Source organism: Massilia polaris, from assembly GCF_012927275.1.
GTDB classification, from domain to species: Bacteria; Pseudomonadota; Gammaproteobacteria; order Burkholderiales; family Burkholderiaceae_D; genus Telluria_A; species Telluria_A polaris.
This window is the reverse complement of sequence record NZ_JABBGG010000002.1, coordinates 497,923-520,949: the sequence shown is the minus strand read 5'-3', so window position 1 is coordinate 520,949 and position 23,027 is coordinate 497,923. Positions and strand designations below refer to the sequence as shown.

General features: G+C 59.8%; 26 protein-coding genes and 1 pseudogene. 10 read left to right on the top strand and 17 right to left on the bottom strand.

Annotated elements, in window-relative coordinates; genetic code table 11:
• Nucleotides 1–3 precede the first annotated feature (3 nt).
• The 7 genes from HHL21_RS06205 to HHL21_RS06175 form a co-directional block, all read right to left on the bottom strand.
• Nucleotides 4–429, bottom strand: a complete 426-nt coding sequence (locus HHL21_RS06205; protein ID WP_169464361.1) for a YciI family protein — start codon at nt 427–429, stop codon at nt 4–6.
• 24 nt (nt 430–453) lie between these two features.
• Complete coding sequence (locus HHL21_RS06200) at nt 454–921, bottom strand: VOC family protein (RefSeq protein WP_169464360.1); 468 nt, start codon at nt 919–921, stop codon at nt 454–456.
• A gap of 23 nt (nt 922–944) precedes the next feature.
• Complete coding sequence (locus HHL21_RS06195) at nt 945–1,409, bottom strand: GyrI-like domain-containing protein (protein WP_169464359.1); 465 nt, start codon at nt 1,407–1,409, stop codon at nt 945–947.
• A 119-nt stretch (nt 1,410–1,528) separates the two neighbouring features.
• Nucleotides 1,529–1,855: a type II toxin-antitoxin system RelE/ParE family toxin gene (locus HHL21_RS06190; protein ID WP_169464358.1), complete on the bottom strand. Its 327-nt coding sequence runs from the start codon at nt 1,853–1,855 to the stop codon at nt 1,529–1,531.
• Nucleotides 1,852–2,094, bottom strand: coding sequence for a hypothetical protein (locus HHL21_RS21590; RefSeq protein ID WP_229496092.1), 243 nt, complete (start codon nt 2,092–2,094; stop codon nt 1,852–1,854). Before HHL21_RS21590 ends, HHL21_RS06190 begins: the two co-directional genes overlap by 4 nt.
• Nucleotides 2,091–2,435 (bottom strand): toxin, encoded by a 345-nt coding sequence (locus HHL21_RS06180; RefSeq protein WP_169464357.1) that lies wholly within the window; start codon nt 2,433–2,435, stop codon nt 2,091–2,093. Before HHL21_RS06180 ends, HHL21_RS21590 begins: the two co-directional genes overlap by 4 nt.
• 176 nt (nt 2,436–2,611) lie before the next feature.
• Entirely contained in the window at nt 2,612–3,586 is a 975-nt protein-coding gene (locus tag HHL21_RS06175) for a LysR family transcriptional regulator (RefSeq protein ID WP_169464356.1), read from the bottom strand.
• 106 nt (nt 3,587–3,692) lie between these two features.
• On the opposite strand from HHL21_RS06175, the gene HHL21_RS06170 reads away from it, so the two are divergent.
• Both HHL21_RS06170 and HHL21_RS06165 read left to right on the top strand, forming a co-directional pair.
• Nucleotides 3,693–4,475, top strand: coding sequence for an SDR family NAD(P)-dependent oxidoreductase (locus HHL21_RS06170; protein ID WP_169464355.1), 783 nt, complete (start codon nt 3,693–3,695; stop codon nt 4,473–4,475).
• A 21-nt stretch (nt 4,476–4,496) separates the two neighbouring features.
• Nucleotides 4,497–4,754 (top strand): MoaF-related domain-containing protein, encoded by a 258-nt coding sequence (locus HHL21_RS06165; protein ID WP_169464354.1) that lies wholly within the window; start codon nt 4,497–4,499, stop codon nt 4,752–4,754.
• A 72-nt stretch (nt 4,755–4,826) separates the two neighbouring features.
• Here the strand turns inward: HHL21_RS06165 and HHL21_RS06160 are convergent, their stop codons facing one another.
• Together HHL21_RS06160 and HHL21_RS06155 are read right to left on the bottom strand one after the other, a co-directional pair.
• Nucleotides 4,827–5,249: an SRPBCC family protein gene (locus HHL21_RS06160; protein ID WP_169464353.1), complete on the bottom strand. Its 423-nt coding sequence runs from the start codon at nt 5,247–5,249 to the stop codon at nt 4,827–4,829.
• A gap of 4 nt (nt 5,250–5,253) precedes the next feature.
• Nucleotides 5,254–6,276, bottom strand: a complete 1,023-nt coding sequence (locus HHL21_RS06155; RefSeq protein WP_169464352.1) for an aldo/keto reductase — start codon at nt 6,274–6,276, stop codon at nt 5,254–5,256.
• Between the two features lie 123 nt (nt 6,277–6,399).
• Between HHL21_RS06155 and HHL21_RS06150 the strand changes: the two genes are divergently transcribed.
• Complete coding sequence (locus tag HHL21_RS06150; RefSeq protein WP_169464351.1) at nt 6,400–7,308, top strand: LysR family transcriptional regulator; 909 nt, start codon at nt 6,400–6,402, stop codon at nt 7,306–7,308.
• Nucleotides 7,308–7,658, top strand: a complete 351-nt coding sequence (locus tag HHL21_RS06145) for a hypothetical protein (RefSeq protein ID WP_169464350.1) — start codon at nt 7,308–7,310, stop codon at nt 7,656–7,658. The genes HHL21_RS06150 and HHL21_RS06145 overlap by 1 nt, the downstream gene beginning before the upstream one ends.
• Before the next feature lie 42 nt (nt 7,659–7,700).
• Here HHL21_RS06145 and HHL21_RS06140 read toward each other — a convergent pair whose 3' ends face one another.
• From HHL21_RS06140 to HHL21_RS06130, 3 genes are all read right to left on the bottom strand, one after another.
• Nucleotides 7,701–8,099 (bottom strand): RidA family protein, encoded by a 399-nt coding sequence (locus HHL21_RS06140; RefSeq protein WP_169464349.1) that lies wholly within the window; start codon nt 8,097–8,099, stop codon nt 7,701–7,703.
• 98 nt (nt 8,100–8,197) lie between these two features.
• Entirely contained in the window at nt 8,198–9,559 is a 1,362-nt protein-coding gene (locus HHL21_RS06135) for a serine hydrolase (protein ID WP_169464348.1), read from the bottom strand.
• 200 nt (nt 9,560–9,759) lie between these two features.
• Entirely contained in the window at nt 9,760–10,794 is a 1,035-nt protein-coding gene (locus tag HHL21_RS06130) for a GlxA family transcriptional regulator (RefSeq protein WP_229496090.1), read from the bottom strand.
• A 241-nt stretch (nt 10,795–11,035) separates the two neighbouring features.
• Here HHL21_RS06130 and HHL21_RS21360 point away from each other — a divergent pair.
• Together HHL21_RS21360 and HHL21_RS21355 are read left to right on the top strand one after the other, a co-directional pair.
• Nucleotides 11,036–11,206, top strand: a pseudogene (locus HHL21_RS21360) (recombinase family protein); the annotation flags it as partial.
• A gap of 49 nt (nt 11,207–11,255) precedes the next feature.
• On the top strand, nt 11,256–11,525 hold the full coding sequence (locus HHL21_RS21355; RefSeq protein ID WP_206085601.1) for a hypothetical protein: 270 nt from the start codon (nt 11,256–11,258) through the stop codon (nt 11,523–11,525).
• Between the two features lie 113 nt (nt 11,526–11,638).
• Here HHL21_RS21355 and mnmE read toward each other — a convergent pair whose 3' ends face one another.
• From mnmE to rpmH, 5 genes are all read right to left on the bottom strand, one after another.
• Nucleotides 11,639–13,018, bottom strand: coding sequence for a tRNA uridine-5-carboxymethylaminomethyl(34) synthesis GTPase MnmE (gene mnmE, locus HHL21_RS06120; protein ID WP_169464347.1), 1,380 nt, complete (start codon nt 13,016–13,018; stop codon nt 11,639–11,641).
• 182 nt (nt 13,019–13,200) lie between these two features.
• Nucleotides 13,201–14,862, bottom strand: coding sequence for a membrane protein insertase YidC (gene yidC / locus HHL21_RS06115; RefSeq protein WP_169464346.1), 1,662 nt, complete (start codon nt 14,860–14,862; stop codon nt 13,201–13,203).
• An 11-nt stretch (nt 14,863–14,873) separates the two neighbouring features.
• The gene (gene yidD, locus HHL21_RS06110; RefSeq protein ID WP_169464345.1) at nt 14,874–15,134 is read right to left on the bottom strand and encodes a membrane protein insertion efficiency factor YidD; all 261 of its coding nucleotides are present in this window, start codon (nt 15,132–15,134) and stop codon (nt 14,874–14,876) included.
• Nucleotides 15,131–15,526 (bottom strand): ribonuclease P protein component, encoded by a 396-nt coding sequence (gene rnpA, locus HHL21_RS06105; protein ID WP_169464344.1) that lies wholly within the window; start codon nt 15,524–15,526, stop codon nt 15,131–15,133. Before rnpA ends, yidD begins: the two co-directional genes overlap by 4 nt.
• A 32-nt stretch (nt 15,527–15,558) precedes the next feature.
• Nucleotides 15,559–15,693 (bottom strand): 50S ribosomal protein L34, encoded by a 135-nt coding sequence (rpmH, locus tag HHL21_RS06100; protein WP_040378179.1) that lies wholly within the window; start codon nt 15,691–15,693, stop codon nt 15,559–15,561.
• Nucleotides 15,694–16,137: 444 nt separating this feature from the next.
• Between rpmH and dnaA the strand changes: the two genes are divergently transcribed.
• The 4 genes from dnaA to HHL21_RS06080 all read left to right on the top strand — a co-directional run bounded on the left by dnaA (nt 16,138) and on the right by HHL21_RS06080 (nt 22,802).
• The gene (gene dnaA, locus HHL21_RS06095; protein WP_169464343.1) at nt 16,138–17,538 is read left to right on the top strand and encodes a chromosomal replication initiator protein DnaA; all 1,401 of its coding nucleotides are present in this window, start codon (nt 16,138–16,140) and stop codon (nt 17,536–17,538) included.
• Nucleotides 17,539–17,680: 142 nt separating this feature from the next.
• Nucleotides 17,681–18,787, top strand: coding sequence for a DNA polymerase III subunit beta (dnaN, locus tag HHL21_RS06090; RefSeq protein WP_169464342.1), 1,107 nt, complete (start codon nt 17,681–17,683; stop codon nt 18,785–18,787).
• 207 nt (nt 18,788–18,994) lie between these two features.
• Nucleotides 18,995–21,487: a DNA topoisomerase (ATP-hydrolyzing) subunit B gene (gyrB, locus tag HHL21_RS06085; protein ID WP_169464341.1), complete on the top strand. Its 2,493-nt coding sequence runs from the start codon at nt 18,995–18,997 to the stop codon at nt 21,485–21,487.
• A gap of 283 nt (nt 21,488–21,770) precedes the next feature.
• Nucleotides 21,771–22,802, top strand: coding sequence for an IS110 family RNA-guided transposase (locus HHL21_RS06080; protein ID WP_169464340.1), 1,032 nt, complete (start codon nt 21,771–21,773; stop codon nt 22,800–22,802).
• The last annotated feature ends 225 nt before the right edge of the window (nt 22,803–23,027 follow it).

The following is a 23,027-nucleotide window of genomic DNA, read 5'->3' as shown; positions in this document are numbered from 1 at the left end:
CAATTAGTGTTTGGCTGCGATCTGCTCACGCAAGGCTTCTTCCTGCGCGCGCAGCTCCGGCGTGAACTCGTCGCCGAAGTCGGATGCCTCGAACACCTGGCGGATCTCGATCTCGGAGTCGCCTTCCATCGGGTTCGGGCAGCGCTTGACCCACTCGATCGCTTCCTCTTTCGACTTCACGTCCCACAGCCAGAAGCCGGCGACCAGCTCCTTGGTCTCGGCGAACGGGCCATCGACGATGGCCCGGTTGGCGCCCGAGAATTTGATCCGCGCGCCCTTCGAGCTCGGATGCAGGCCTTCACCGGCCAGCATCACACCGGCCTTCACCAGCTCTTCGTTGTACTTGCCCATGTCTGCCAACAGCTTCTCGGTCGGCATCTTGCCGGCTTCGGAATCGGCGGTGGCTTTAACGATAATCATGAATCGCATGTTGTTCTCCTTTCGATGTCGTCATTAAGGGCAGCCGGCCTTGGATGCCTCGATCATCTCTTCGGTCGTCAGGTCCTTGATGTGGGTGGCGACCGACCAGCTGTGGCCGAACGGGTCGATCAGCATGCCATAGCGGTCGCCCCAGAACATGTCGGCCACCGCCATCGCAGGCGTGGCGCCAGCGGATACCGCCTGGGCGAACACGGCGTCGACGTCCTCGACATACAGGTGGATGGTCACCGGCGTGCCACCCAGGGTTTTTGGTCCCTTGCTGCCCCATTCAGGGAATTCGTCGGCCAGCATCACCATCGAGTCGCCGATGCGGATCGCGCCGTGCATCAGCTTCCCGCCCGGGCCGGGCATGCGGTGAATTTCGACCGCATTAAACGCTTTTTTATAGAACTCGATCGCCTCGGCTGCGCCCGCGCAGACCAGGTGCGGAGTAACGGCGTGCACGCCTTCGGGGATAGGTTTGACGTTTTGCGTTGTCATGGTGTGTCTCCTTTATGGTTGGGTTAGCCGAGCAGTGGCTGGTTGAGTTCAGTGCGCCAGGTGGAGGGGTCGGGGTCCAGGCTGGGGCCTTTGACGTACACCTCCCACAGGTCTGGCGCTTTCGGAAGGCCTTCCTTGTCGAGCCAGGCCATGAACTGGCCCCAGCCGTCAGGAAGCTTGTCGTAGTTGCCCTGCAGGACGGTGCGGGCGACCTTGGCGGCACGCAGCTCGCCCGGCCTGACCCTGCCCGTCGGCATGACGGGACTCGCTACGGGGACGCCGACTTCAAAGTCGAAGGTGCCGGGCTGCATGCTGAGGTGGTGCGAGAACACGGGACCGGCAGGGCCGATGCCCTGGGCGGCGACGGTGTCGATGACTTCCTGGATGGCGGGACCCATCGCGGTGCGGATCTGGTCGCGCGGGATGGTCAGGTGGATGACCGCCGCCTGTTGCGCGGTCGACTGCGTGATGTGCGGAGTGTCAAGCATTGCTTATCTCCCTGAAAGGTTGAGTGTTATTGGTCTTGCTTACACTACGACGTATCAGATTCGCAGAAATCGACAGGGTTTGCGAAAAAAATAAAAGAGATCGGCAAACCACGGATTACTCACGGCTTGTCGCTATCGTCCGGGCGGAGCAGCGCCTCGTAATTTCGTCCGCCGTAAACGATGCCGATGATGGTGACGCGGGCGAGGTCGTCAACCGCGATAGCAATGACTGTGCTTCCGCGATAGTTGATGATTCTCAGGCCGGGGCGAATGTCCTCGCGCCGCATGCCTTTGTGCGGAAATTCGTCCATGGCGGCGCAATAGTCAACAATCGCCATCGTGAAGCGATGCGCTGTGCCGGCCGACGATTTTTGCGACATATATCGATACAGCTCGGCGAGGTGTTGCTCAGCTTCCGGCGTGAACACGACGGTATAGCTGCTCATTTTTTGCGGGCAGCATCGTCCTCAGCAATAATCCGTTCGCGAACGCCAGCAATGCTTACCGCGCGCGAAGGGTCGACCTTGATAGCGTCATACGCAGGTGCGACATGATCGTGCAACCAGTCGTCAAGGGCGGGCCGATACTCGACGGTGCTGCTGCGAAGCGTAACCTTGCCTGCACGTTCATCAGCGAGCGCATCAAATCCCTCTTCGAGCTCCGCAAACAAATTTCGCTTCGTCATTTCGTGCTCCTTGCTTTCAATTCGCGCGCCAGCATGGAAGACAGGGTTTTGCGCTGATCCGCGGACAAGTCGGCGGCTTCGTCTTTGTCATACAAGGTGAATAGCCAGAATTGATCTGCCGCAACTCGCCAGTAGTAAATCACCCGCAAGCCGCCCCGCTTACCTTTTCCACGGCCGAGGTCCCTAAAGCGCAGCTTTCTCAGTCCCCCGGTGCCGGGAATCACGTCCCCGGCCTCGGGATGTTTCATCAACTCCGTCTGCAACGTGCGATAAGCCTGATCATCAAGATAGTCGGCGCGGTACCGCATGAACGGCGGGAGTTCGATGAAGGTTGCACGCATACGATTATACGCAAATGGATAGGTCGATCCGCAAGTTGCGTATAGTTTGGCAATTGCTCCATCTTAGCTATGCGAACGCTGCACGTTCTTACGCTTCCCCAAGCTCCGCAGCAGGAATGCGTCAGACGCCGGTACAGTGCCTTGTTTGAGCGACAAGGATTCAAGTTTGCCTTAACTCACACCGAGGTCCATTCCTTGGCCACATGATCCAGCAGGAAGTTCACGATGGCGCGGGTTTTCGCCGGCAAGAAACTGCGGTGCGGATAAAGCAGCCAAGCCGCGCCTTCGAAATCGCTCGGCGCAACGGCGTAACCGGGAAGTATCTGCTTGAGTGCGCCTGAGGAGATCTCGGGCGCAGCGAGCCATATGGGCATCAGGGCGGGCCCCATACCGGCCAACGCAAGCGCCTTCTGCGCCAGACCATTCGAGGCCACCATCGCAGTCGGGACGGTAATGTCCTGTGTCGTGCCATTGGCACTTCGGAGGTGCCAGCTGGACTGCGGATGCGGGTGACCGAATAACACACAGGGGTGTCGCCCGAGATCTTCCGGACGTTCGATTGCCGGGTGCGTTTCGAGGTATGCGGGGCTCGCGCAGATTCTGTAGGTGGCGTCAAACCATTTCACGCGAACGAGATCCTGCGCCATACGGGGACTCAACCGAAGTGCCAGATCGATGCGGTCGGCAACCATATCCAGGTTGGCATCGTTGAGGATGAGTTCGAGCGTGATTTCCGGGTAACGTCTGGCGAACTCTGGCATTAGTGGTACCAGACAGGCTTGCCCGAAAGCGACCGATGCCGTGATCCGCAATATACCCGTGGGCCGGTTTTCCATCGACTTCACGGCGTCGCCGGCAGCATCCAGTTCCTCAAGCAGATGTGCCACGCGTGCCACATAGGCTGCACCCGCCTCGGTCACGGCCACGTGCCGTGCCGATCGTTGAAACAGCCTGACACCAAGCTCGCGCTCGACCGATTGGACGATGCGCGAGACCGAAGAGGGATCTAAATCGTGCAGTTTGGCGACGCTGGAGAAATTTCCCTGCCGGGCGATTTCAACGACGATTCGCAGGTGGTCGTGATTCATGAATGATGAAAACGCATAGATGGGATGCAGATTTTGATGTTTATCTTTAGTTTTTGCAACCATAAACTACCTTCCTTGCAGACAAAACCGAAGCGAACTGGCGGTATCTGGCAAGGCAGACCCCAGGCCGGGGCATGCAATTCAACCTAAACATACAGCAGGAATATTCATGACAACACCTCTCTCTCAGGTCGCACTGGTTACCGGTGCCTCGCGCGGCATTGGACGTGCCGCCTCAATCGAACTCGCGCGACTAGGTTGTTTCGTCATCGTGCATTTCCGCGCCGACCAGGATGCGGCTGACATCACGCTGGCAGCGATCAAGGCCGCCGGCGGCGACGGCTTCGCAGTAAGTGCGGATCTCACGACCGATGCCGGCGTGACGCATCTGTTCAAGGGCGTCGACGACGGACTGAGGCAATGCGGCCGAGAGGCGCGGATCGATGTGCTGGTCAACAACGCGGGTGTGGCCGACGGTGGCGCGCTTGACAGCACCTCGCCGGCGCTGTTTGATCGTCAGTTCACGTTGAATGTGAAGGCGGTCTTCTTGACCACCCAACACGCATTGGCGCGCATGAAGGCAGGCGCTCGCATCATCAACCTGTCGAGCGTCTTGTCGAGCCGCGTATTCGAGACGGCTGGCGGATTCACCGCCATCTCCGCCTATGCTGGTGCCAAGGCTGCTGTCGATGCATTCACGCGCCACTGGGCAGTGGAGCTCGGCCCACGCGGCATCATTGTCAACGCGGTTGCTCCGGGTCCAGTTGACACCGACATGAACGCCGCCTGGCTGCGCACGGAGGAAGGAAAAGCTGCAATGATCGCGGCCAGCCCGCTGGGCCGGGTCGGCACGCCGCAAGATATTGCCGGCGTCATTGGCTTCCTGGCGAGTCCGGCCTCAAAGTGGACGACCGGTCAGGTCATTGATGCGAGCGGCGGCTACCGGCTCTGAGCGCACGGCACGGCGATGACGGTGCTCAACATTTATGCCAATGACGGCCATACGATGACTTACGAGGTCACCGAAGGCGAATTCACTGGTGCGACGGCCACTGTGCAGTACGAGGCTGTCGAGCTTGCGCCAAGCGTGTTCGCGCTGTCTTGGCAGGAGGCCGACATGGGAACCGTGGTCCATGTCGATGACTTTGCAGTGGGAACGTCGCGCACCTTCTACACCACTGCGGCACTCGGCTTCCTGCGCATGGCCGGTCCGCTCAAACGCTTGCGCTGACGCATTCTCCAAGTTACCGGACGCTGATGCAGCCGGAAGGTCAGTGCCCAAGTCGACCGGTAAATCAGTGCATCAGTTCTTTTCAAGCAGGCGCAGCTTCAATGCCTGTAGCCCGTCCCGGTAAATCCCGTGAAACATGTTGCTGATTTCCGCATCGCTGACGCCGGCCGGCACAAAGCTGCCCGACCACACCACCAAGGAAGCCTGTCCTTCCGCTATTTCCCGCACCTGGAGAGTGGACAGGTAGTGCGTGGCAGGAAAAGGCGCCTGCAGGATCGAGTAGCTATAGGAACGGTCTTGTTGGCTGAAGCTTTCCAGGCGCTCGATGATGATCTCGCCTTCAGGCGTTTTCAAGCTGCGCACGCGCCCTCCTTCGCTCAGCTCGCTGCCGGCAATATAGGGCAGCCAGTCAGGCAGCGAATTGAAGCCGCCGATCATCTGCCATACGCGTTCCGCCGTTGCGGCAATTTCTATGCTTGCGCTTGTGCTGGCCATGCTCTTACTCCTTTTCGCCGGTTGCTGGCACCGGTGCATCGGCTGCCACTAATTTTTCTTGACGGATCTCCTGCCAGAAAGCGGCCGGGATCGCGGCGTTCAGCGCTTGCGCATCTTCGGCGATGCGCTCCGGGCGGCTGGCGCCGGGAATCACCGCGGCGACCGCCGGATTGGCCAGCGAGAACTGCAGCGCGGCGGCCTTGATACTGACATGGTGACGGTTGGCGATAGCCTTAATGCGCTCGACCCGGGCAATGATCTCGGCCGGTGCCTTCTGGTATTCGAAGTGGCTGCCGCCGGCCAGGATGCCTGAGCTGTACGGACCGCCGACGACAATGTCGACACCGGCTTTGGCCGCCGCCGGCATCAGTCTCTGCAACGCCCGTTCATGGTCGAGCAGCGTGTAGCGGCCTGCCAGCAGGAAGCCGTCGGGCTGTGCTTCGTTCAGGTCCAGCGTCAGTTCGCATGGTTCGACCCGGTTCACGCCCAGACCCCAGGCCTTGATGACGCCTTCATCGCGCAAGCGGCTCAGCACGCGGAAGGCACCGGTGCGGGCGATTTCGAACTGTGCCAGCCACTCGTCGCCATAGAAATCCTGGGCGATGTCGTGTACCCAGACGATGTCCAGGCGGTCGGTGTTCAAGCGCTTCAAGCTGTCCTCGATCGAGCGCAGCGTGGCGTCGGCGCTGTAGTCGTTGATCATTTTATTGGGACGGCCGAACTCGAACAGACCGCCTTTTTCACCCAGGTCGCGCGTCGCCGGATCTTCCAGCTCATCGAGGATGACGCGGCCGACCTTGGTGCTCAAGACATAGTCGTCACGGCGACGCTTGCCCAACGCACTGGCCAGACGTATTTCAGCCAGGCCGGCGCCATAGAACGGCGCGGTGTCGAAATAGCGTACGCCATGCTCCCAGGCGGCATCGACCGTCGCCAAGGCTTCTTCCTCAGGAATGTTGCGGAACATATTGCCCAACGGCGCGGTGCCAAAGCCAAGCTTGCCTGGTAGTTTATCTTTGATGCTCATGTTTTATCCTTGCTGGTGAGTGTGTGGAAAGTCGCTTTCTCAAGCAGTGAAGACAAGTATAGGTTGCGCAGTTAATGCAGTCCAAGACATAATAAGACTATCTTGAGTCCCTATAGGTCTGATATGCTAGACATTCGCCAATTGCATTATTTCGTCGCTGTCGCCGAGGAGGAGAACGTCGGCCGCGCCGCCGAGCGCCTGCATATTTCACAATCGCCGCTGAGCCGCCAGATCGCCCAGCTGGAGGAGCGACTCGGCTTGACCCTGTTCGAGCGAAGCCAGCAACGCATCCGCCTGACGCGCGATGGCCGTACCTTCCTGGCTGAAGTGCGCGCCTTCCTGACCCATGGCAACCGCCTGGAATCGCTGGCGAAACGGCTGGGACGCGGCGAGGAAGGCGGCCTTTGCCTGGGCTATATCGAAAACGCCATGCATTCCGGCGTGCTGCCGGACGCCCTGCGCAGGCTGCGCGACGGCCGTTCGGCTGTGCATATCGCGCTCTACAATATGCACTCGGCCGAACAATTGGAGGGATTGCGCCAGCGCAGCCTTGATGTTGCCCTGGTGTGCGAACCGCCGCTCAAGGACGATCCCGACCTCGATTGCGCCCAGGTGCTGAGCGATGCCATGCTGCTGGCGCTGCCGGGGGAGCATCCGCTGGCCGCGCGCGCCGAACTGACGCCGGCAGACCTGGAAGGCCAGGAATGGATTGCCGTGCTGCACAAGGAGAGCGTGCTGAAGCACGACAATTTCGTCGCCGCCTGCGCCCGCGCCGGTTTTACGCCGGACATCAGGATGGAAGCGACCGAGCCGCTGACCGCCCTCGGACTGGTCGCCGCCGGTCTAGGCATGGCCATGATCCAGCACAGCCTGCGCCACCACGCGCCCGCCGGCGTGGTACTGCGCGAACTGCCCTGGTTCAGCTACCGCACGCCGCTTTGGGCAGCCTGGCATCGCGTCAACCTGCGGCCGCTGGTGGCGACTTTCCGCGAGACCTTGCTCGATGGTGCTACCCAAACATCAAACTATTAGTGCGTGATGCCAGTCGGATTGATATCAGTGAGCGGGAAACAGCCAAGCACAGAAAAAACATCCTTTGGGAAACCAAGCAATTGGAGACTACTTGTAACGGCTCGCGTTTCAAACTCGCCGGGCTCGCATTCAAGCTATTCGCGCGGAATATCAATCACAAGATTATCTTCGGGACCGATTGGCCAGTCTCCAAGACCTTGAACGGCCACAAGAAGACGATGGACGCCTTCCTGCATCCGGAAGGCCCGCTGGCGCGGGTGTCGGACGTTCAACGCCGCTGGATCATGTTGGAAAACATACAGCGCGTGCTGCCTGCACGCACGGATGCAGCGCTCGTTCAGCATTCCTGACAGCCTGCTGCCAGGCATGCACGAGGGCAGTGCGTGCTGGCCTCAGGCCTGCGGTCGGGCAGCGCGCACCGCCGTGCCTGCAACCTTGATGCGGGCGTCGTAAGGCAGACGGGCTGCCTGGTAGATGGTGCGAGCGGGACGGCGCCCTTCGGGGAACAGTTCTGCAAACAAAGCATTGACCTCCGGCAGGTCGGCCAGGTCGATAAAGGCAATATCAACGAACACCATGTCCTGCAGCATGAAACCTGACGCTGTTAGGACATGCGCAACATTCTGGAAGGCGCGCTGCGCTTCCTCAAGGCCAGTCCCCGCAACATATTTCCCATCGAGGCCAATGGCCAGTTGCCCGCTCAGATAGCAGGTGTCGCCGGCGACCACAGCATGGCTGATCGGCGCCAACCATGCCGGCAGGTTCTCGCCTTCAGTAATGAACTTCTTCATTCCCGCTTCAATCCCAGTGTGCTGATATGTGTTGGCGGCAGGCTGTCCGCCGGGGCGCGTTGGCCCCACCGGGCGGCGTTTCCATATTCATGGCCGTGCTAATCGAGGCGCTTGGCCTTTATCTTGCTGCCATTCTGGTTCACCGTGACGGATTCAATTTTCCCTGAAGCGTCCTCGTCGAATGTCACCACGACATCGATGGCCTTGTAGAAGTAACTGTAGTTGCTTTCCGGGAATATCTCCAATTGCCGCTGCCCTGTCAGCTTGGCGAACAGGCGGTCGCCTTTCGAGGTAATAGCAAAGATCGCCGATCCCAGCTGGTAGCGGCCCTCAAAGTCCGCATAAAGACGGGGGTCGACCTTGACCTGGCGGTGCGCCGGGGCCACGTCCAGCGCCAGGCGCGCCAGTTCATCGGTGATCTTGCTGACCACCTCGTCACCGTAATTGCTCAGGACAATGACGGTGAGCTTATCGTCCGGGTAATAAGCTAGCAGCGAGCTGTAAGCGCCGATGTTGCCACCGTGCTCATACAACCTGCGCGAGAGATTTTCACGGATGAACCAGCCCAGCCCGTAATGATGACCACCATCGGTGAACATCGCCTTCAGGCTGGGCGGGCTCAGCACTTTCCCGTTGATCAGCATCTGCTGCCACGCGAACAGGTCATCAACCGTGGAATACATGGCGCCCGCCGCATAAGTGTTGCTCATGTTAACGAACCTGCCCTTCACCACGTCATCCACACCATCCGTGTAATCCTGAGCTAGTTGGCGCACCACGACGCGCCCGTCGTCATAGCCCGAATTGCGCACGTTGAGCGGCTTCAGCAGCTTTTGCTCAAGATAGTCAGGGTAGCTCATGCCGCTCACTGTCTCGATAATGCAACCCAGCAGGACATAACCCATATTGTTGTACATGAATTTTGCACCGTGCTCATAATTCAGCGGAACGTCCTTGAGCAAGTCGATGAGCTCCTGCGGAGTGTGCTTCACGGGCATCAGCTTGGCGCCGGAATCGTCCGGTGACGTATGACTCGGAATACCCGACGTGTGCGAAAGGAGCTGGCGGATGGTGGCCTGTCCCCAGTTGGCCGGCAGGCCTGGCAAATATTTCTTGATCGGATCATCCAGTCCAAGCCTGTTCTCATCGGCCATTTTCAAAATGGCGGCCGCAGTAAATTGCTTGGTGATGGAACCAATGCGATACCTGGTATTGACGGTATTCGGGATCATCCACTCGCGGTTGGCCGCGCCGTAGCCCTTGCGGAAAATTGGTTTGCCATTGCGTGCCACCAGTACCGTGCCGGTGAACAGCTCGTCCTGGACATAGTCCTTCAGTAGCGCTTCGGCCTGTTCGGGAAATTTCCTGTCCGCCTGGGCCAGGGCTGCCGCAGGAGCCAAGCCCGTAATCGCCAGCACCAACAGGACAGTCACCCGAACTAAATTGTAAAAACGCTTCATGAACATCTTTCCTGAATGGTTATTCCTGTCGTCAAATGAGCAGGAACATACGGCGCGAGTGCCAAGTGTAAAAAGTGCGGCGACAATAGGCCGCAGATTGATTCCATGTAGTTCCTAGAGTTGAAACGTCCGGCCAGTGTAAGTGCGGACTTATAGGGCTACAATGACATCCACCCCAAGAATCCTGCCATACGTGGAATTTACGGTGCAGGGCAATCAATACTCTGGAACCGGGCGCGAAAATCGGACGGTGACGTATTCAGGCAGCGCTGGAAGCCAATGCGCATCGTCTCGGCCGATTGGAACCCGCAACGGTCCGCGATCAGTGTGACGGAGAGGGTACTTTCCGTCAGCAAGCGGCGCGCGGCATCGAGCCGCAGCATTTGCACATATTTGCCTGGTGCGATTTGTAGCGCCGAGCTGAAACGTCGGGCAAAGTTTCGTGGGCTCATCGCCACGCGCCCCGCGAGGGCATCTACTGACAGGTCATCGGTCAAATGTTCCGTCATCCAACGAATCAGCTGGTCAAATGGAGCCTTGTCTTCTCCGGTGGCATCGTGCATTAATAATGTGCTGAATTGGGATTGACCACCTGGCCGCTTCATGAAGACCACCAATTCCCGAGCTACCAGCAGTGCCAATGCGCGGCCAAGGTCCCGCTCGACCAGCGACAGGCAAAAGTCAATGCCGGCAGTAATTCCAGCGGATGTGTAGCATTTTCCGGCACTGAGAAACAATGCATCCCGGTCGATTTCGACCCGCGGAAATTGAGCAGAGAATTCGTCGAAATGAGCCCAATGCGTAGTGGCGCGGTGGCCGTCGAGCGCGCCTGTAGCCGCCAACAGAAAAGCGCCGGTACAGATCGAACATACCCGGTCTGCCCGATCACAGAGCGTGGCAAGTGCGTTCACCAGTCTTGCATCACGCGATGAGATGCGCGCGCCGCGTCCGCCGCAGATCAGCAAGGTATCTGGCCTCAGCGTCACATCAAACAGGCTGAATGCGGCCTGCAAGGCAACACCTGAGGTTGTCATCAGCATGCCGGCTGCGGGACCGGCGAGGCTGATATCGTACGGGGCCCGGCGACCCATCGCCTCGCTCAGCTCATTGGCGATTGTGAATACATCGAGTGGTCCGCTAATGTCAAGCATCTGTGCAGGCGGAAAGCCGACGAGCAGAATGCGATGCTGGCGCCCGGACATTGCAGCTTGGCTCATGTTTTGAAGGGGATGCATTCTACATCGCGCCAAGATTTAAGATTGTGTCCTTGTTGCACGAAATTGTGAAACTTCCTCATTCTGTTGTTCGTCCGCTTCTTGGCCACAAGCGGAAGTTGCCTTTGAAACATTGTACCGTACAGGTACACCCAAACGGGCCATTTGAGTGAGACGAATATTTCGTCTCAATAGGGTTGTTTTTCAGTTATCGAGATGGCAATTTTGGCAGTTCTAAAGCCTATCGAGACGAACCCAGCCCATGGCGCTCTACGGATATGCCCGCGTTTCCAGCAGCGACCAGGATTTCGCTCTGCAGGAGCAGGCGCTGCGCGCCGCCGGCTGCGACGTGGTGCGGGCCGAGAAGGCGAGCGGCACCAGCCGCGCCGGCCGAACCGAACTGGCGACGTTGCTTGATTTTTTGCGGCGGGGCGACACACTGGTCGTGACCAGGATCGATCGTCTCGCGCGCAGCATCAAGGATGCTGCAGGACATCGTGCACACGTTGAAAGAGCGCGGCGTTTACAATGGACGCAAGCCATCGGTGGATTCCGCCGAGGTCCAACGCCTGCGCGTCGAGGAGAACCTGGGCGCGACGGAAATCGCACGGCGGCTCGGCGGACGAGCGCGCCGACCGACCAGCTCGCGCGATGTTCAGCAACCAGCTCGAACCGAAGCGCACGGCCGAGATCCGCGAACGCATGCTGGCGGCGGGCTTGCCGATATGAGCCGTCATTTGCAGATAACGTGAGCATGTGCCCTCCGTCATTTGCAGTTAATTCGAGCCGAAACCGGCGTCAAATGCGAGCACGGCCGGTTTCAAACGCGAGCCGCTACAACTACTGGAATCCCTCGGAACCTCAACTATTTTCCGATGCAGAATCGGCTGAAGATCACGCCCAGCAGATCGTCTGGCGAGAACTCACCAGTGATCGTCGACAGCTGCACCTGCGCCAGCCGCAATTCTTCCGCAAACAGGTCGAGCGACTGGTCGCTTTGTGCTGCGTGCGCAGCGGCGTGGTCGAGGTGGGCGCGGGCGTTGCGCAGGGCGATCAGGTGGCGTTCGCGCGCGAGGTACAGCGATTCGCCCGTCTGCTGCCAGCCCGCGATGCGCAGCAGTTCCGTGCGCAGCAGGTCGATGCCCTGGTGTTCGTTCGCCGACAGGTACAGATGGGTTGCGTCAGCCGCCACGTCGAGCCCCGCCTTGTGCCCGGACAGGTCGATTTTGTTCCAGATGCGCAGCACCGGCACACCTTGCGGGAAGGCGGCGCAGATGTGTTCGTCCGCTGCGCTCGGCCCGAGGTTGGCGTCGAGCAGATGCAGGATCACGTCGGCCTTGGCGACCTCGCCCCACGTGCGTTCGATGCCGATGCGCTCGACCACATCGACCGCTTCGTCCACGGTGCGGATGCCCGCCGTGTCGATGATGTTGAGCGGGATGCCTTCGATCTGGATCGTCTCGCTGACCTTGTCGCGGGTGGTGCCGGCGATCGGGGTGACGATCGCGACGTCCGACCCTGCCAGCGCGTTCAGCAGCGATGACTTGCCGACGTTCGGCTGGCCGACCAGCACGACATTCAGGCCTTCGCGCAGCAGCGCGCCTTGTGCCGCCTGGCGAAACACGTGGTCGAGCGAGTCGACGATGACGGCCAGCTGGCCGCGCGCGTCGGACTTTTCGAGGAAGTCGATCTCTTCTTCCGGGAAGTCGAGCGTGGCTTCGACCAGCATGCGCAGGCCGATGGTTTGCTCGACCAGCGTGTTGATGGCTTTCGAGAACGCGCCCGACAGCGATTGCGAGGCGGACCTGGCGGCTGCTTCGGTCGAGGCATCGATCAGGTCGGCGACGGCTTCGGCCTGGGCGAGGTCGAGCTTGTCGTTGAGGTAGGCGCGGCGGGTGAATTCGCCGGGTTCGGCGAGGCGCAGGCCGTCTTCCTGCCCGGCTTCGAGCACGCGGCCGAGCAGCATCTGCAGCACGACCGGGCCGCCGTGGCCTTGCAGCTCGAGCACATCTTCGCCGGTGTAGGAGTGCGGGCCCTTGAACCAGATCGCGATGCCCTGGTCGATGATGCTGCCGTCGGCTTGCTTGAACGGGATGTAGGTGGCGTGGCGCGGGTTCAAGGTGGCGCCGGGGAACAGCGCGGTGATCAGGGGGCCGAGCGATTTGCCGGAGGCGCGGACGACGCCGATGCCGCCGCGGCCGGGGGCCGTCGCAATGGCGGCAATGGGGGATGTGTCGAGGTTCATTTTTCGATTGTAATTTATTGGGGACCACGGCGTAGCGTGCTCAGCATGGGTTCCCGTTTTCACGGGAACGACGGTCTCCTAGCCAACGACGTCATTCCCGCGAAAGCGGGAATCCATGCTGAGCTCGCATCAAAAAAAATGCCCGCGCAGCGCACGGGCATTTTTCATCTCAGCAAACCGTGTTACTTGGTCTTGCCGGACTCGAAGTTCTTGGTGATCACCCACTGCTGCGCGATCGACAGGATGTTGTTCACTACCCAGTACAGCACCAGGCCGGCCGGGAAGAAGAAGAACATCACCGAGAAGATCAGCGGCATCCACAGCATCATCTTGGCCTGCGCCGGATCGGCCGGCTGCGGGTTCAGCTTGGTGGTGATGAACATCGAGATCGCGTACAGCACCGGCAGGATGTAGTACGGGTCAGGTGCGGTCAGGTCCTGGATCCAGCCCACCCACGGCGCGCCGCGCATCTCTGCCGACGAGTTCAGCACCCAGTACAGCGCGATGAACACCGGCATCTGGACGAGGATCGGCAGGCAGCCGCCCAGCGGGTTGATCTTTTCGGTCTTGTACAGTTCCATCGTGGCCTGGTTCATCTTGGCCGGATCGCCTTTGTACTTCTCGCGGATCGCTTGCATCTTCGGCGTGACCATCTTCATCTTGGCCATGCTCTTGTAGCTCGCGGCCGACAGCGGGAAGAACAGCAGCTTGATCAGCACGGTCAGGGCGATAATCGTCCAGCCCCAGTTGCCCAGCACCTTGTTGATCTGGTCCATGACCCAGAAGATCGGCTTGGCGATGATGGTCAGCATGCCGTAGTCCTTGACCAGTTCGAGGCCAGGGGCGATGGTTTCCAGCTTGTTCTCATCCTGCGGGCCGGAGTACAGGCGCGCTTCGTTGCTCAGGGTCGCGCCTGGCGCGATCGGGCCGAGCGGGATCAGGTTGCCGACGGCGTACAGGTTGGCGTCGACTTTCTTGGTGTAGATGTCGCGCTGCGCCTTGTCCTGCGGCAGGAATGCCGAGACGAAGTAGTGCTGCGAGATCGCGATCCAGCCGTTGTCGGACTTGGTCGTGTGCTCAGCCTTGCCCTTTTCGATGTCTTCGAACTGCAGCTTTTCGTAGTGCTTGGTGGTCGTGTACAGCGTCGGGCCAGTGTAGCTCGCATTGAACCAGCTTTCGCCTTCCGGCTCGTTCCCGTGGTGCAGCAGCTGCATGTACAGCGACGGCGCAATCGCGGCAGCGCCGAGGTTGGCCACGTCGTGGCGCACGCCGATCAGGTAGTCACCCTTTTTGAAGGTGTAGGTCTTGGTCAGCTTGACGCCGCCCTGCTCCGCTTCCAGCACCAGCTGGACTTCGCTGTTGCCGTTGGTCGCGCGTGGACCTGGCTTGGCGACGAAGCCGGTGTTGTGGTTCGGCAGCGCAGCGCCGGTGTTGCTGATCAGGCCGGTCTGGGCGACGTAGACGCCGGTCGGCTTGACGTCGAACAGCACCTGGTTCTTGGTTTTGTCGAGCTTGTCGCGGAACTGAAGCAGTTCGAGACGCTTGATGACGCCGCCAGCGGTGTCGATGTCAGCTTTGATGACGTCGGTCGTGATGGTGATGATTTCAGGCTTGAACGCCTGGACTGCCGGCGCTTCGCCTGGCAGCGCGGCGGCGCCGGCAACGGCAGCAGCGGCCGGGACGGTCGACACAGGGGCCTTGGCGACAGGAGCGGTAACGGCCGGCGGCGGAGGCGTAAGCGAGAACATCGACTGTTTGCCGTTCGCGACCATCCAGTCGTTCCACAGAACGACCAGCGAGACGGAAAACACGATCCACAGGATAGTACGTTTATTGAGTTCCATTGGAATTTCGGTCAGGAGTGGTTGCAGCCGCAATGGGCTGTTGGTGGATGCTTGCTGTGCGCAGGCGGCACGAGATCGACGCCACCGTCATTGAACGGATGGCATTTGCAGATGCGGCGCAGGGCCAGCCAGCTGCCGCGGGCAGTGCCATGGGTGCGGACGGCTTCGATCGCGTAATTCGAGCAGGTCGGGTAAAAGCGGCAATTCTGCCCCAGCATCGGCGAGACCGCCAATTGATAGGCGCGCAGCAACCAGACGAGCAGTTTGTTCATGATGTGGCCGTTTTCGCCGGGCGCGGCGCTTGCGACGAGAACAGGCGCGCGATTTCCACGCGCAGTTCCGCCTTCAGCGCGGCGGTGGTGGCCGGGCCGGTCTTGGCGTTGACGGGGCGCGACAGGCGCACCACGCAGTCGACGGCGGGGAGCTTGGCAGCACGGAACAGTTCGCGGGTGACGCGCTTGATCGTGTTGCGGGTCACGGCGCGCGGCGCAAAGCGCTTGGCCACCACGACGCCCAGCCGCGCATGCGGCAGTTCGTTCGCGCGGGTATAGAGCACGAAATGCGCAGTCTTTTGCGCAGGGCGCAAACGAAAAACGGATGAAAACTCATCCGTTTTAACGATACGCCGAACGCGCGCGAAGTCGTGTGAACCTTCGCTTGACATGGTCAGTTGCGTCCTGGCTGCAGCTGGCAGCTTTATACTGCCAGGCGCTTGCGGCCCTTGGCGCGGCGTGCGTTCAGAACCTGGCGGCCGCCACGGGTAGCCATACGTGCGCGGAAGCCGTGCGTGCGCTTGCGACGGACGACGGAAGGTTGGTAAGTACGTTTCATGTTGGTCTCGCTTAAAGCAAAAGTAAATGCAAAATCGGGTCTGACGTCCCGTCAGTTTTCGGCGCCAAGGACATTTCGCAGATGTTTAAGCCAGCGACACGCCACAGCAAAAATACTCTTTTCTACCCGTGTAGCCAGCGTGATCGGAAGGTAAGGACTTACCAATTTGCACGGAGTACGGGCGGGGAACCCTGAATTAGACAGCATTTTGGGGTTCGATGTCAAGGATGGGTGTGGTTTTCGGCGGGTTTTGGCTGAACTTCCACCACTGCAGTCACCGACAGGAATGCGAAGTTTACCCGCAAAAACTCATCTATGCCTGTGGATAACTTTGCCCGTCACAGGTAGAATAGCGTGTTACGTGTGGCGAAGCTCGCGCGCAAACCTGGCGCGGGGCATCAGCATCGAACCGCCCTTCACACACCTTATTTTCAAAGAAGATTCATGGACAATTTCTGGCAGACCTGTTCCGCGCAGTTGGAACTGGAGCTGACGCCGCAGCAATACAGCGCGTGGATTAAACCGCTTGCCCCCCTCGATTACGAGGATGGCAAGCTGCGCATTGCTGCGCCCAACCGTTTCAAGCTCGACTGGGTGAAGACGCAGTTCGCCACCCGCATCACCGCGCTGGCCTGCCAATATTTCGAAGCGCCAACCGAAGTACAGTTCGTACTCGACCCGCGCAACGCCCTGCCGAAGAAGGCCACCGTGCACACCCCGGTACCTGACGGCCCGGCCAACGGCCTCGGCATCGTCCAGGGCCACCGCAACGACGGCCCGATCGGCGCGCCCGAATTCAACGTCGGCAAGCAGCCGATGCGCGAACAGAGCCGCATCAACACCGAACTCACCTTCGACAGCTTCGTTACCGGTAAGGCCAACCAGCTGGCGCGCGCCGCCGCGATCCAGGTCGCCAACAACCCGGGCGTATCGTACAACCCGCTGTTCTTCTACGGCGGCGTCGGCCTCGGCAAGACCCACCTGATCCACGCGATCGGCAACCAGGTGATGGCCGACCAGCCAAACGCGCGCATCCGCTACATCCACGCCGAACAGTATGTGCGCGATGTGGTGACCGCTTACCAGCGCAAAGGTTTCGACGACTTCAAGCATTACTACCACTCGCTGGACATGCTGCTGATCGATGATATTCAATTCTTCGGCGGCAAGAGCCGTACGCAGGAAGAATTCTTCTACGCGTTTGAAGCGCTGATCGCTGCCAAGAAGCAGATCATCATCACCAGCGATACCTACCCGAAAGAAATCACGGGCATGGACGACCGCCTGATCTCGCGCTTCGACTCCGGCCTGACCGTGGCGATCGAGCCGCCGGAGCTGGAAATGCGCGTGGCGATTCTGCTGAAGAAGGCGCAGTCGGAAGGCGTGAGCTTCTCGGATGACGTGGCGTTCTTCGTGGCCAAGCACCTGCGCTCGAACGTGCGCGAGCTGGAAGGCGCGCTGCGCAAGATCCTGGCGTACTCGCGCTTCCACGGGAAAGACATCACGATTGATATCGTGAAAGAGGCGCTGAAGGATTTGCTGTCGGTGCAGAACCGTCAGATTTCTGTGGAGAACATCCAGAAGACGGTGGCGGACTTCTTCAACATCAAGGTTGCGGACATGTACTCGAAGCGACGGCCAGCGAACATCGCGCGGCCGCGGCAGATTGCGATGTACCTGGCCAAGGAATTGACGCAGAAGAGTTTGCCGGAGATCGGCGAGTTGTTCGGCGGAAGGGATCATACGACGGTGTTGCATGCCGTCAGGAAGATCGCGCAGGACCGTACCAAGAATCCGGAATGCAACCACGAGCTGCACGTGCTGGAACAGACCCTTAAAGGGTAATTATTTAGCCACGGCAATTTCTGGCAAAATGGGTGTTTTGGAAATTGTTTGAAATCGGCGGATGTGCGATCCCTTGGGAGCGCTCTTCCGCCAAGCGCACCACAAGAGCAAGCACTAACTAACAACCTTACCGAGGATTACTATGCAATTGGTCAAAACAACCCGAGATACCCTTCTCCGGCCACTGCAGATCGTGAGCGGTATTGTCGAGCGTCGGCACACTATGCCGATTCTGGCCAATATCCTCATCCGCAAGGACGGCGAAAACGTATCTTTCCTATCCACCGACACCGAAGTGCAGATCACCACGCACGCGAACATCGGCGCCGGACCGGAAGTCGAAGGCACCACGGTCGCCGCGCGCAAGCTGCTCGACATCCTGCGCGCCTTGCCTGAGTCCGGCGACGTGACGATGACGCTGCTGAACAAGCGCCTGACCGTCCAGAGCGGCAAGTCGCGCTTCGCCTTGCAGACTCTGGCCGCGGAAGAGTTCCCGACGGTATCGGTTGCCGACACCTTCAACGCCTCGGTCACCCTGCCGCAGAAAACACTGAAGCACCTGTTCAACATGGTGCACTTCTCGATGGCGCAGCAGGACATCCGCTACTACCTGAACGGCCTGCTGCTGGTGCTCGACGGCCGCAACGTGATCGCCGTGGCCACCGACGGCCACCGCCTGGCGTTCTGCCAGGTCGAAACCGAACAGGAATTCACGCGCCAGGAAGTCATCATCCCGCGCAAGACGATCATCGAACTGCAGCGCCTGCTGGAAGAGAACGACGAGCCGGTCCAGCTGGACATCGCGGCGTCGCAGGTCAAGCTGACCTTTGCCGACATCGAGCTGGTATCGAAGCTGGTTGAAGGCAAGTTCCCTGACTACACCCGCGTGATCCCGAAGGGCTACAACAACGACTTCACGATCGGCCGCGATGAACTGCTGCGTTCGCTGCAGCGCGCCGCGATCATGACGAGCGACAAGTTCAAGGGCGTGCGCTGCATCATCACGCCAGGCAGCATGAAGATCAGCTCGACCAATGCCGACCAGGAAGAAGCGGTTGAAGAACTCGAGATCGACTACGGCGGCGACAGCGTGGACATCGGCTTCAACGTGACTTACCTGCTCGACGTGCTGAACAACCTGAAGTGCGACCAGGTGAATATTGCCCTGGGCGACTCCAATTCGTCGGCCCTGATTTCGATTCCTGACAACGCGGACTTCAAGTACGTTGTGATGCCGATGCGGATTTAAGAGTCAGACGGTTGGTAGATTTAGAAGTACAGAGGTTATAAATGAGGGGCGCGGGCCACAAGCCCGCACCCTCAAAACCGTCATTCCCGCGCACGCGGGAATCCATACTGAGGGTGATCATTTACTCAGCATGGGTTCCCGCCTCCGCGGGAACGACGGTGACGCAGTCCGAAGTAAATTTGCAATCGTTTTTTGAGAAAGCAGTCCATGTCCGAGAACACCCCAGCAGTCCCCGCGAAAATTGAAGAATACGGCGCAGCCTCGATTCAAATCCTGGAAGGCCTGGAAGCCGTGCGCAAACGCCCTGGCATGTACATCGGCGACACCTCCGATGGCACCGGCTTGCACCACCTGGTGTTCGAAGTGCTGGACAACTCAATCGACGAATCGCTGGCCGGACACTGCACCGAAATCCACGTTACGATCCACTCCGACAATTCGATCTCGATCACCGACAACGGCCGCGGCGTACCGACCGGCCTGAAGTTCGACGACAAGCACGAGCCAAAGCGCTCGGCGGCCGAAATCGTCATGACCGAACTGCACGCAGGCGGCAAGTTCGACCAGAACTCGTACAAGGTATCGGGCGGCCTGCACGGCGTGGGTGTCTCGTGCGTGAACGCGCTGTCGAAGCTGCTCAAGCTGACCATTCGCCGCGACGGCAAAGTGCACTACATGGAGTTCGTGCGCGGCGTGCCGCAGAACCGCGAACTGGAAACGATCAACGGCGTGCAAGTCTCGCCGATCAAGGTGATTGGCGAAACCGACAAGCGCGGCACCGACGTCCACTTCTGGGCCGACGAAGAGATCTTCAACCACGTCGAATTCCACTACGATATCCTGGCCAAGCGCATCCGCGAACTGTCGTTCCTGAACAATGGCGTCAACATCAAGCTGACCGACCAGCGCAACGGCAAGGAAGAGATCTTCGCGTTCGAAGGCGGCACCCGCGGCTTCGTCGAATACATCAACAAAGCCAAGACCGTGCTGCACCCGACCGTGTTCCAGGCGACCGGCGAGCGCATGTCGGACCAGCACACCAATATCTCGGTCGACGTGTCGATGCAATGGAACGACGCGTACAACGAACAGGTACTGTGCTTCACCAATAACATCCCGCAGCGCGACGGCGGCACCCACCTGACCGGCCTGCGCGCGGCGATGACCCGCGTGATCAACAAGTACATCGACGAGAACGACTTCGCCAAGAAGGCAAAAGTTGAGATCAGCGGCGACGACATGCGCGAAGGCCTGACCTGCGTACTGTCGGTGAAAGTGCCGGAGCCGAAATTCAGCTCGCAGACCAAGGACAAGCTGGTGTCGTCCGAAGTGCGCGGCCCGGTCGAAGAGATCGTCGCCAAGACGCTGACCGACTACCTGATGGAAAAGCCGAACGACGCCAAGATCATCTGCGGCAAGATCGTTGAAGCTGCGCGTGCGCGCGAAGCGGCACGCAAGGCGCGCGACCTGACCCGCCGCAAAGGCATCATGGACGGCCTGGGCCTGTCGGCCAAGCTGGCCGACTGCCAGGAAAAAGACCCGGCGCTGTGCGAACTGTACATCGTCGAGGGTGACTCGGCAGGCGGCTCGGCCAAGCAAGGGCGCGACCGCAAGTTCCAGGCGATCCTGCCGCTGCGAGGCAAGGTGCTGAACGTCGAGAAGGCGCGCTTCGAGAAGATGCTGTCGTCGGAGCAGATCACCACGCTGATCGCGACGCTGGGCACCAGCATTGGACCGGACGAATTCAACGTCGACAAGCTGCGCTACCACCGCATCATCATCATGACCGATGCGGACGTCGATGGCGCTCACATCCGCACCCTGCTGCTGACGCTGTTCTACCGCCAGATGCCGCAGCTGGTCGAGCGCGGCCACATCTACATTGCGCAGCCGCCGCTGTACAAGGTAAAGGCCGGCCGCGACGAGCGCTACCTGAAGGACGACGTCGAAGAAGCGAGCTACATGATGACCGTGGCGCTGAACACCGCGGCGCTGATCCCGCGCGAAGGCGCCGACCCGATCACGGGCGAGCCGCTGGGCGAGCTGGTAAAGACCTTCAACATGTCGAACGCGATCATGATGCGCTTGACGCGCGTGATTGACCGCGCGGCGCTGACCGCCATCATGACCGGCGTGCAGCTGGACCTCGAGACCGTGGAAGCCGCGCAGGTGTCGGCCGACGCGATGGAAAAGGTAATCGGCGACCGCGCAGTGAAGGTGTCCGTGCATTCGGACGACCTGAACGAGAAGCACGCGCTGCGCATCGAGCGTATGCATCACGGTAACGTGAAGGTCAGCTCGATCGATGCGGACTTCGTCCAGGGCGCGGATTACGCGACCTTGGCGACGGCAGCAGCGACCTTCCAGGGCCTGATCGGCGAAGGCGCGTTCATCCGCCGCGGCGAAGGCGACCGCGTGAAGGAATCGGCCGTGGTCGACTTCCACCACGCGATGCAGTGGCTGCGCGATGAGGCGGAACGCACTGTATCGAAGCAGCGCTATAAGGGTCTGGGCGAGATGAACCCGGAACAGCTGTGGGAAACCACGATGGACCCGACCGTGCGCCGCCTGCTGAAGGTACAGATCGATGACGCGATTGCTGCGGACCAGATCTTCACCACGCTGATGGGTGATGACGTTGAGCCGCGCAGGAACTTCATTGAATCGAATGCGCTACGTGCGGACAACATCGACGTTTAAGATTCGCAGGTAACATCAATACCAGAAGTCCCAGGCCCATGAAATTTCATGGGCCTTTTGTTTTTGGCTGCCGCAATGTTAGGTGTGGAACACCCTCAATCACCCGCACGTCGTTCCCGCGAAGTGCGGGAATGAAATGGACGCCTCCTACCTGGATTGGCAGTGACGTAGCGACAGTGTGGGGAAGATAAGACGATTGGAGGCGGATCCTCACGGGCCTACGGCATCAAAGTGCCAAAATGGAAAGTGTCAAAACTTTCAGGCTAAACCGGGAGGATCCACCATGAATACTACTACCAAAATGTGCGTTGGGGTTGACACGGCAAAGGATGTTTTTCAGCTCCACTGGGTCGAACGCGAGACTGGCGAAGTACGCAACAAGGCACTCAAGCGTGACAAATTTCTCGAGCATTTCGCCAACCTGAGTTCCAGCATTGTCGGCATGGAGGCATGCGGCGGATCACATCATTGGGCCCGGCGCTTGATGGCGATGGGTCATGAGGTCAAGCTGCTGTCGGGACGGTTCGTCAAGGCATTCGCGCCCGGAAACAAGAACGACGCTGCCGACGCACGCGCCATTTGGCTGGCCATGCAACAACCCGGTATTCGTACTGTGGCCGTAAAAACTGAAGAGCAGCAGTCGGTGCTGGCGATGCATCGAATGCGCGAACAATTGATCAAATTCCGTACGGCGCAAACGAACGGACTTCGCGGGCTGATGGCGGAGTACGGCGAGGTCATGAAACGTGGCAGAGCTGCGATGAATGAGCAAATGCCGGCGGTGCTGGAACGATTATCCAAACGTCTGCCAGGTCTGCTGATAGACACGTTGCGCGCCCAATGGAACAGGATCGCTGTCATCGACGGAGACATCAAACAAATCGAGGTGCGCCTGCAGGCGTGGATGAAAGTGGATGAATCTTGCCAGGCGATCGCCGCGATACCCGGCGTGGGCCTGCTGACCGCGACTGCGGCGGTGGCGACGATGGGTAACGCGAATGCCTTCAAGTCGGGACGCGAGTTCGCAGCATGGATAGGTCTGGTGCCGGCCCAGAATGGCACTGGCGGCCGGGTTAAGCTGCTTGGCATCAGCAAGCGCGGAGACACCTATCTGCGTACATTACTGATTCATGGCGCCAGGTCTGCACTGCTGCATTCAAAGGAGCCTAGCGCGTGGACCCAGGAGATGCGCAAGCGCCGCCCACTGAACGTCGTCGTGGTCGCCCTGGCGAACAAGATGGCCCGGATGATTTGGGCGATCCTGGCTCATGGCCGAGCCTACGATAAGCAACACGTGAGTTCCCGACCAGCGTAAAAACCGCTGGCCGGGCCTAAGAGAGTTTGACGCGTCGAGAGTTGCGCAGGGTAGTTTAAGTGTGATGACAAACAGGTAAGACCGTGACCTACTAAACCTGAATGGGTTCCCGGGGCATCAAAGCCCGTTGCGGGAATGAGGTGTGGGTCAGCGGATTTCATCAGGGCCAGCAGAGGGAAATCCCTGCTGCACACAAGGCCGGATATAGAACTGCAACTGACCTGT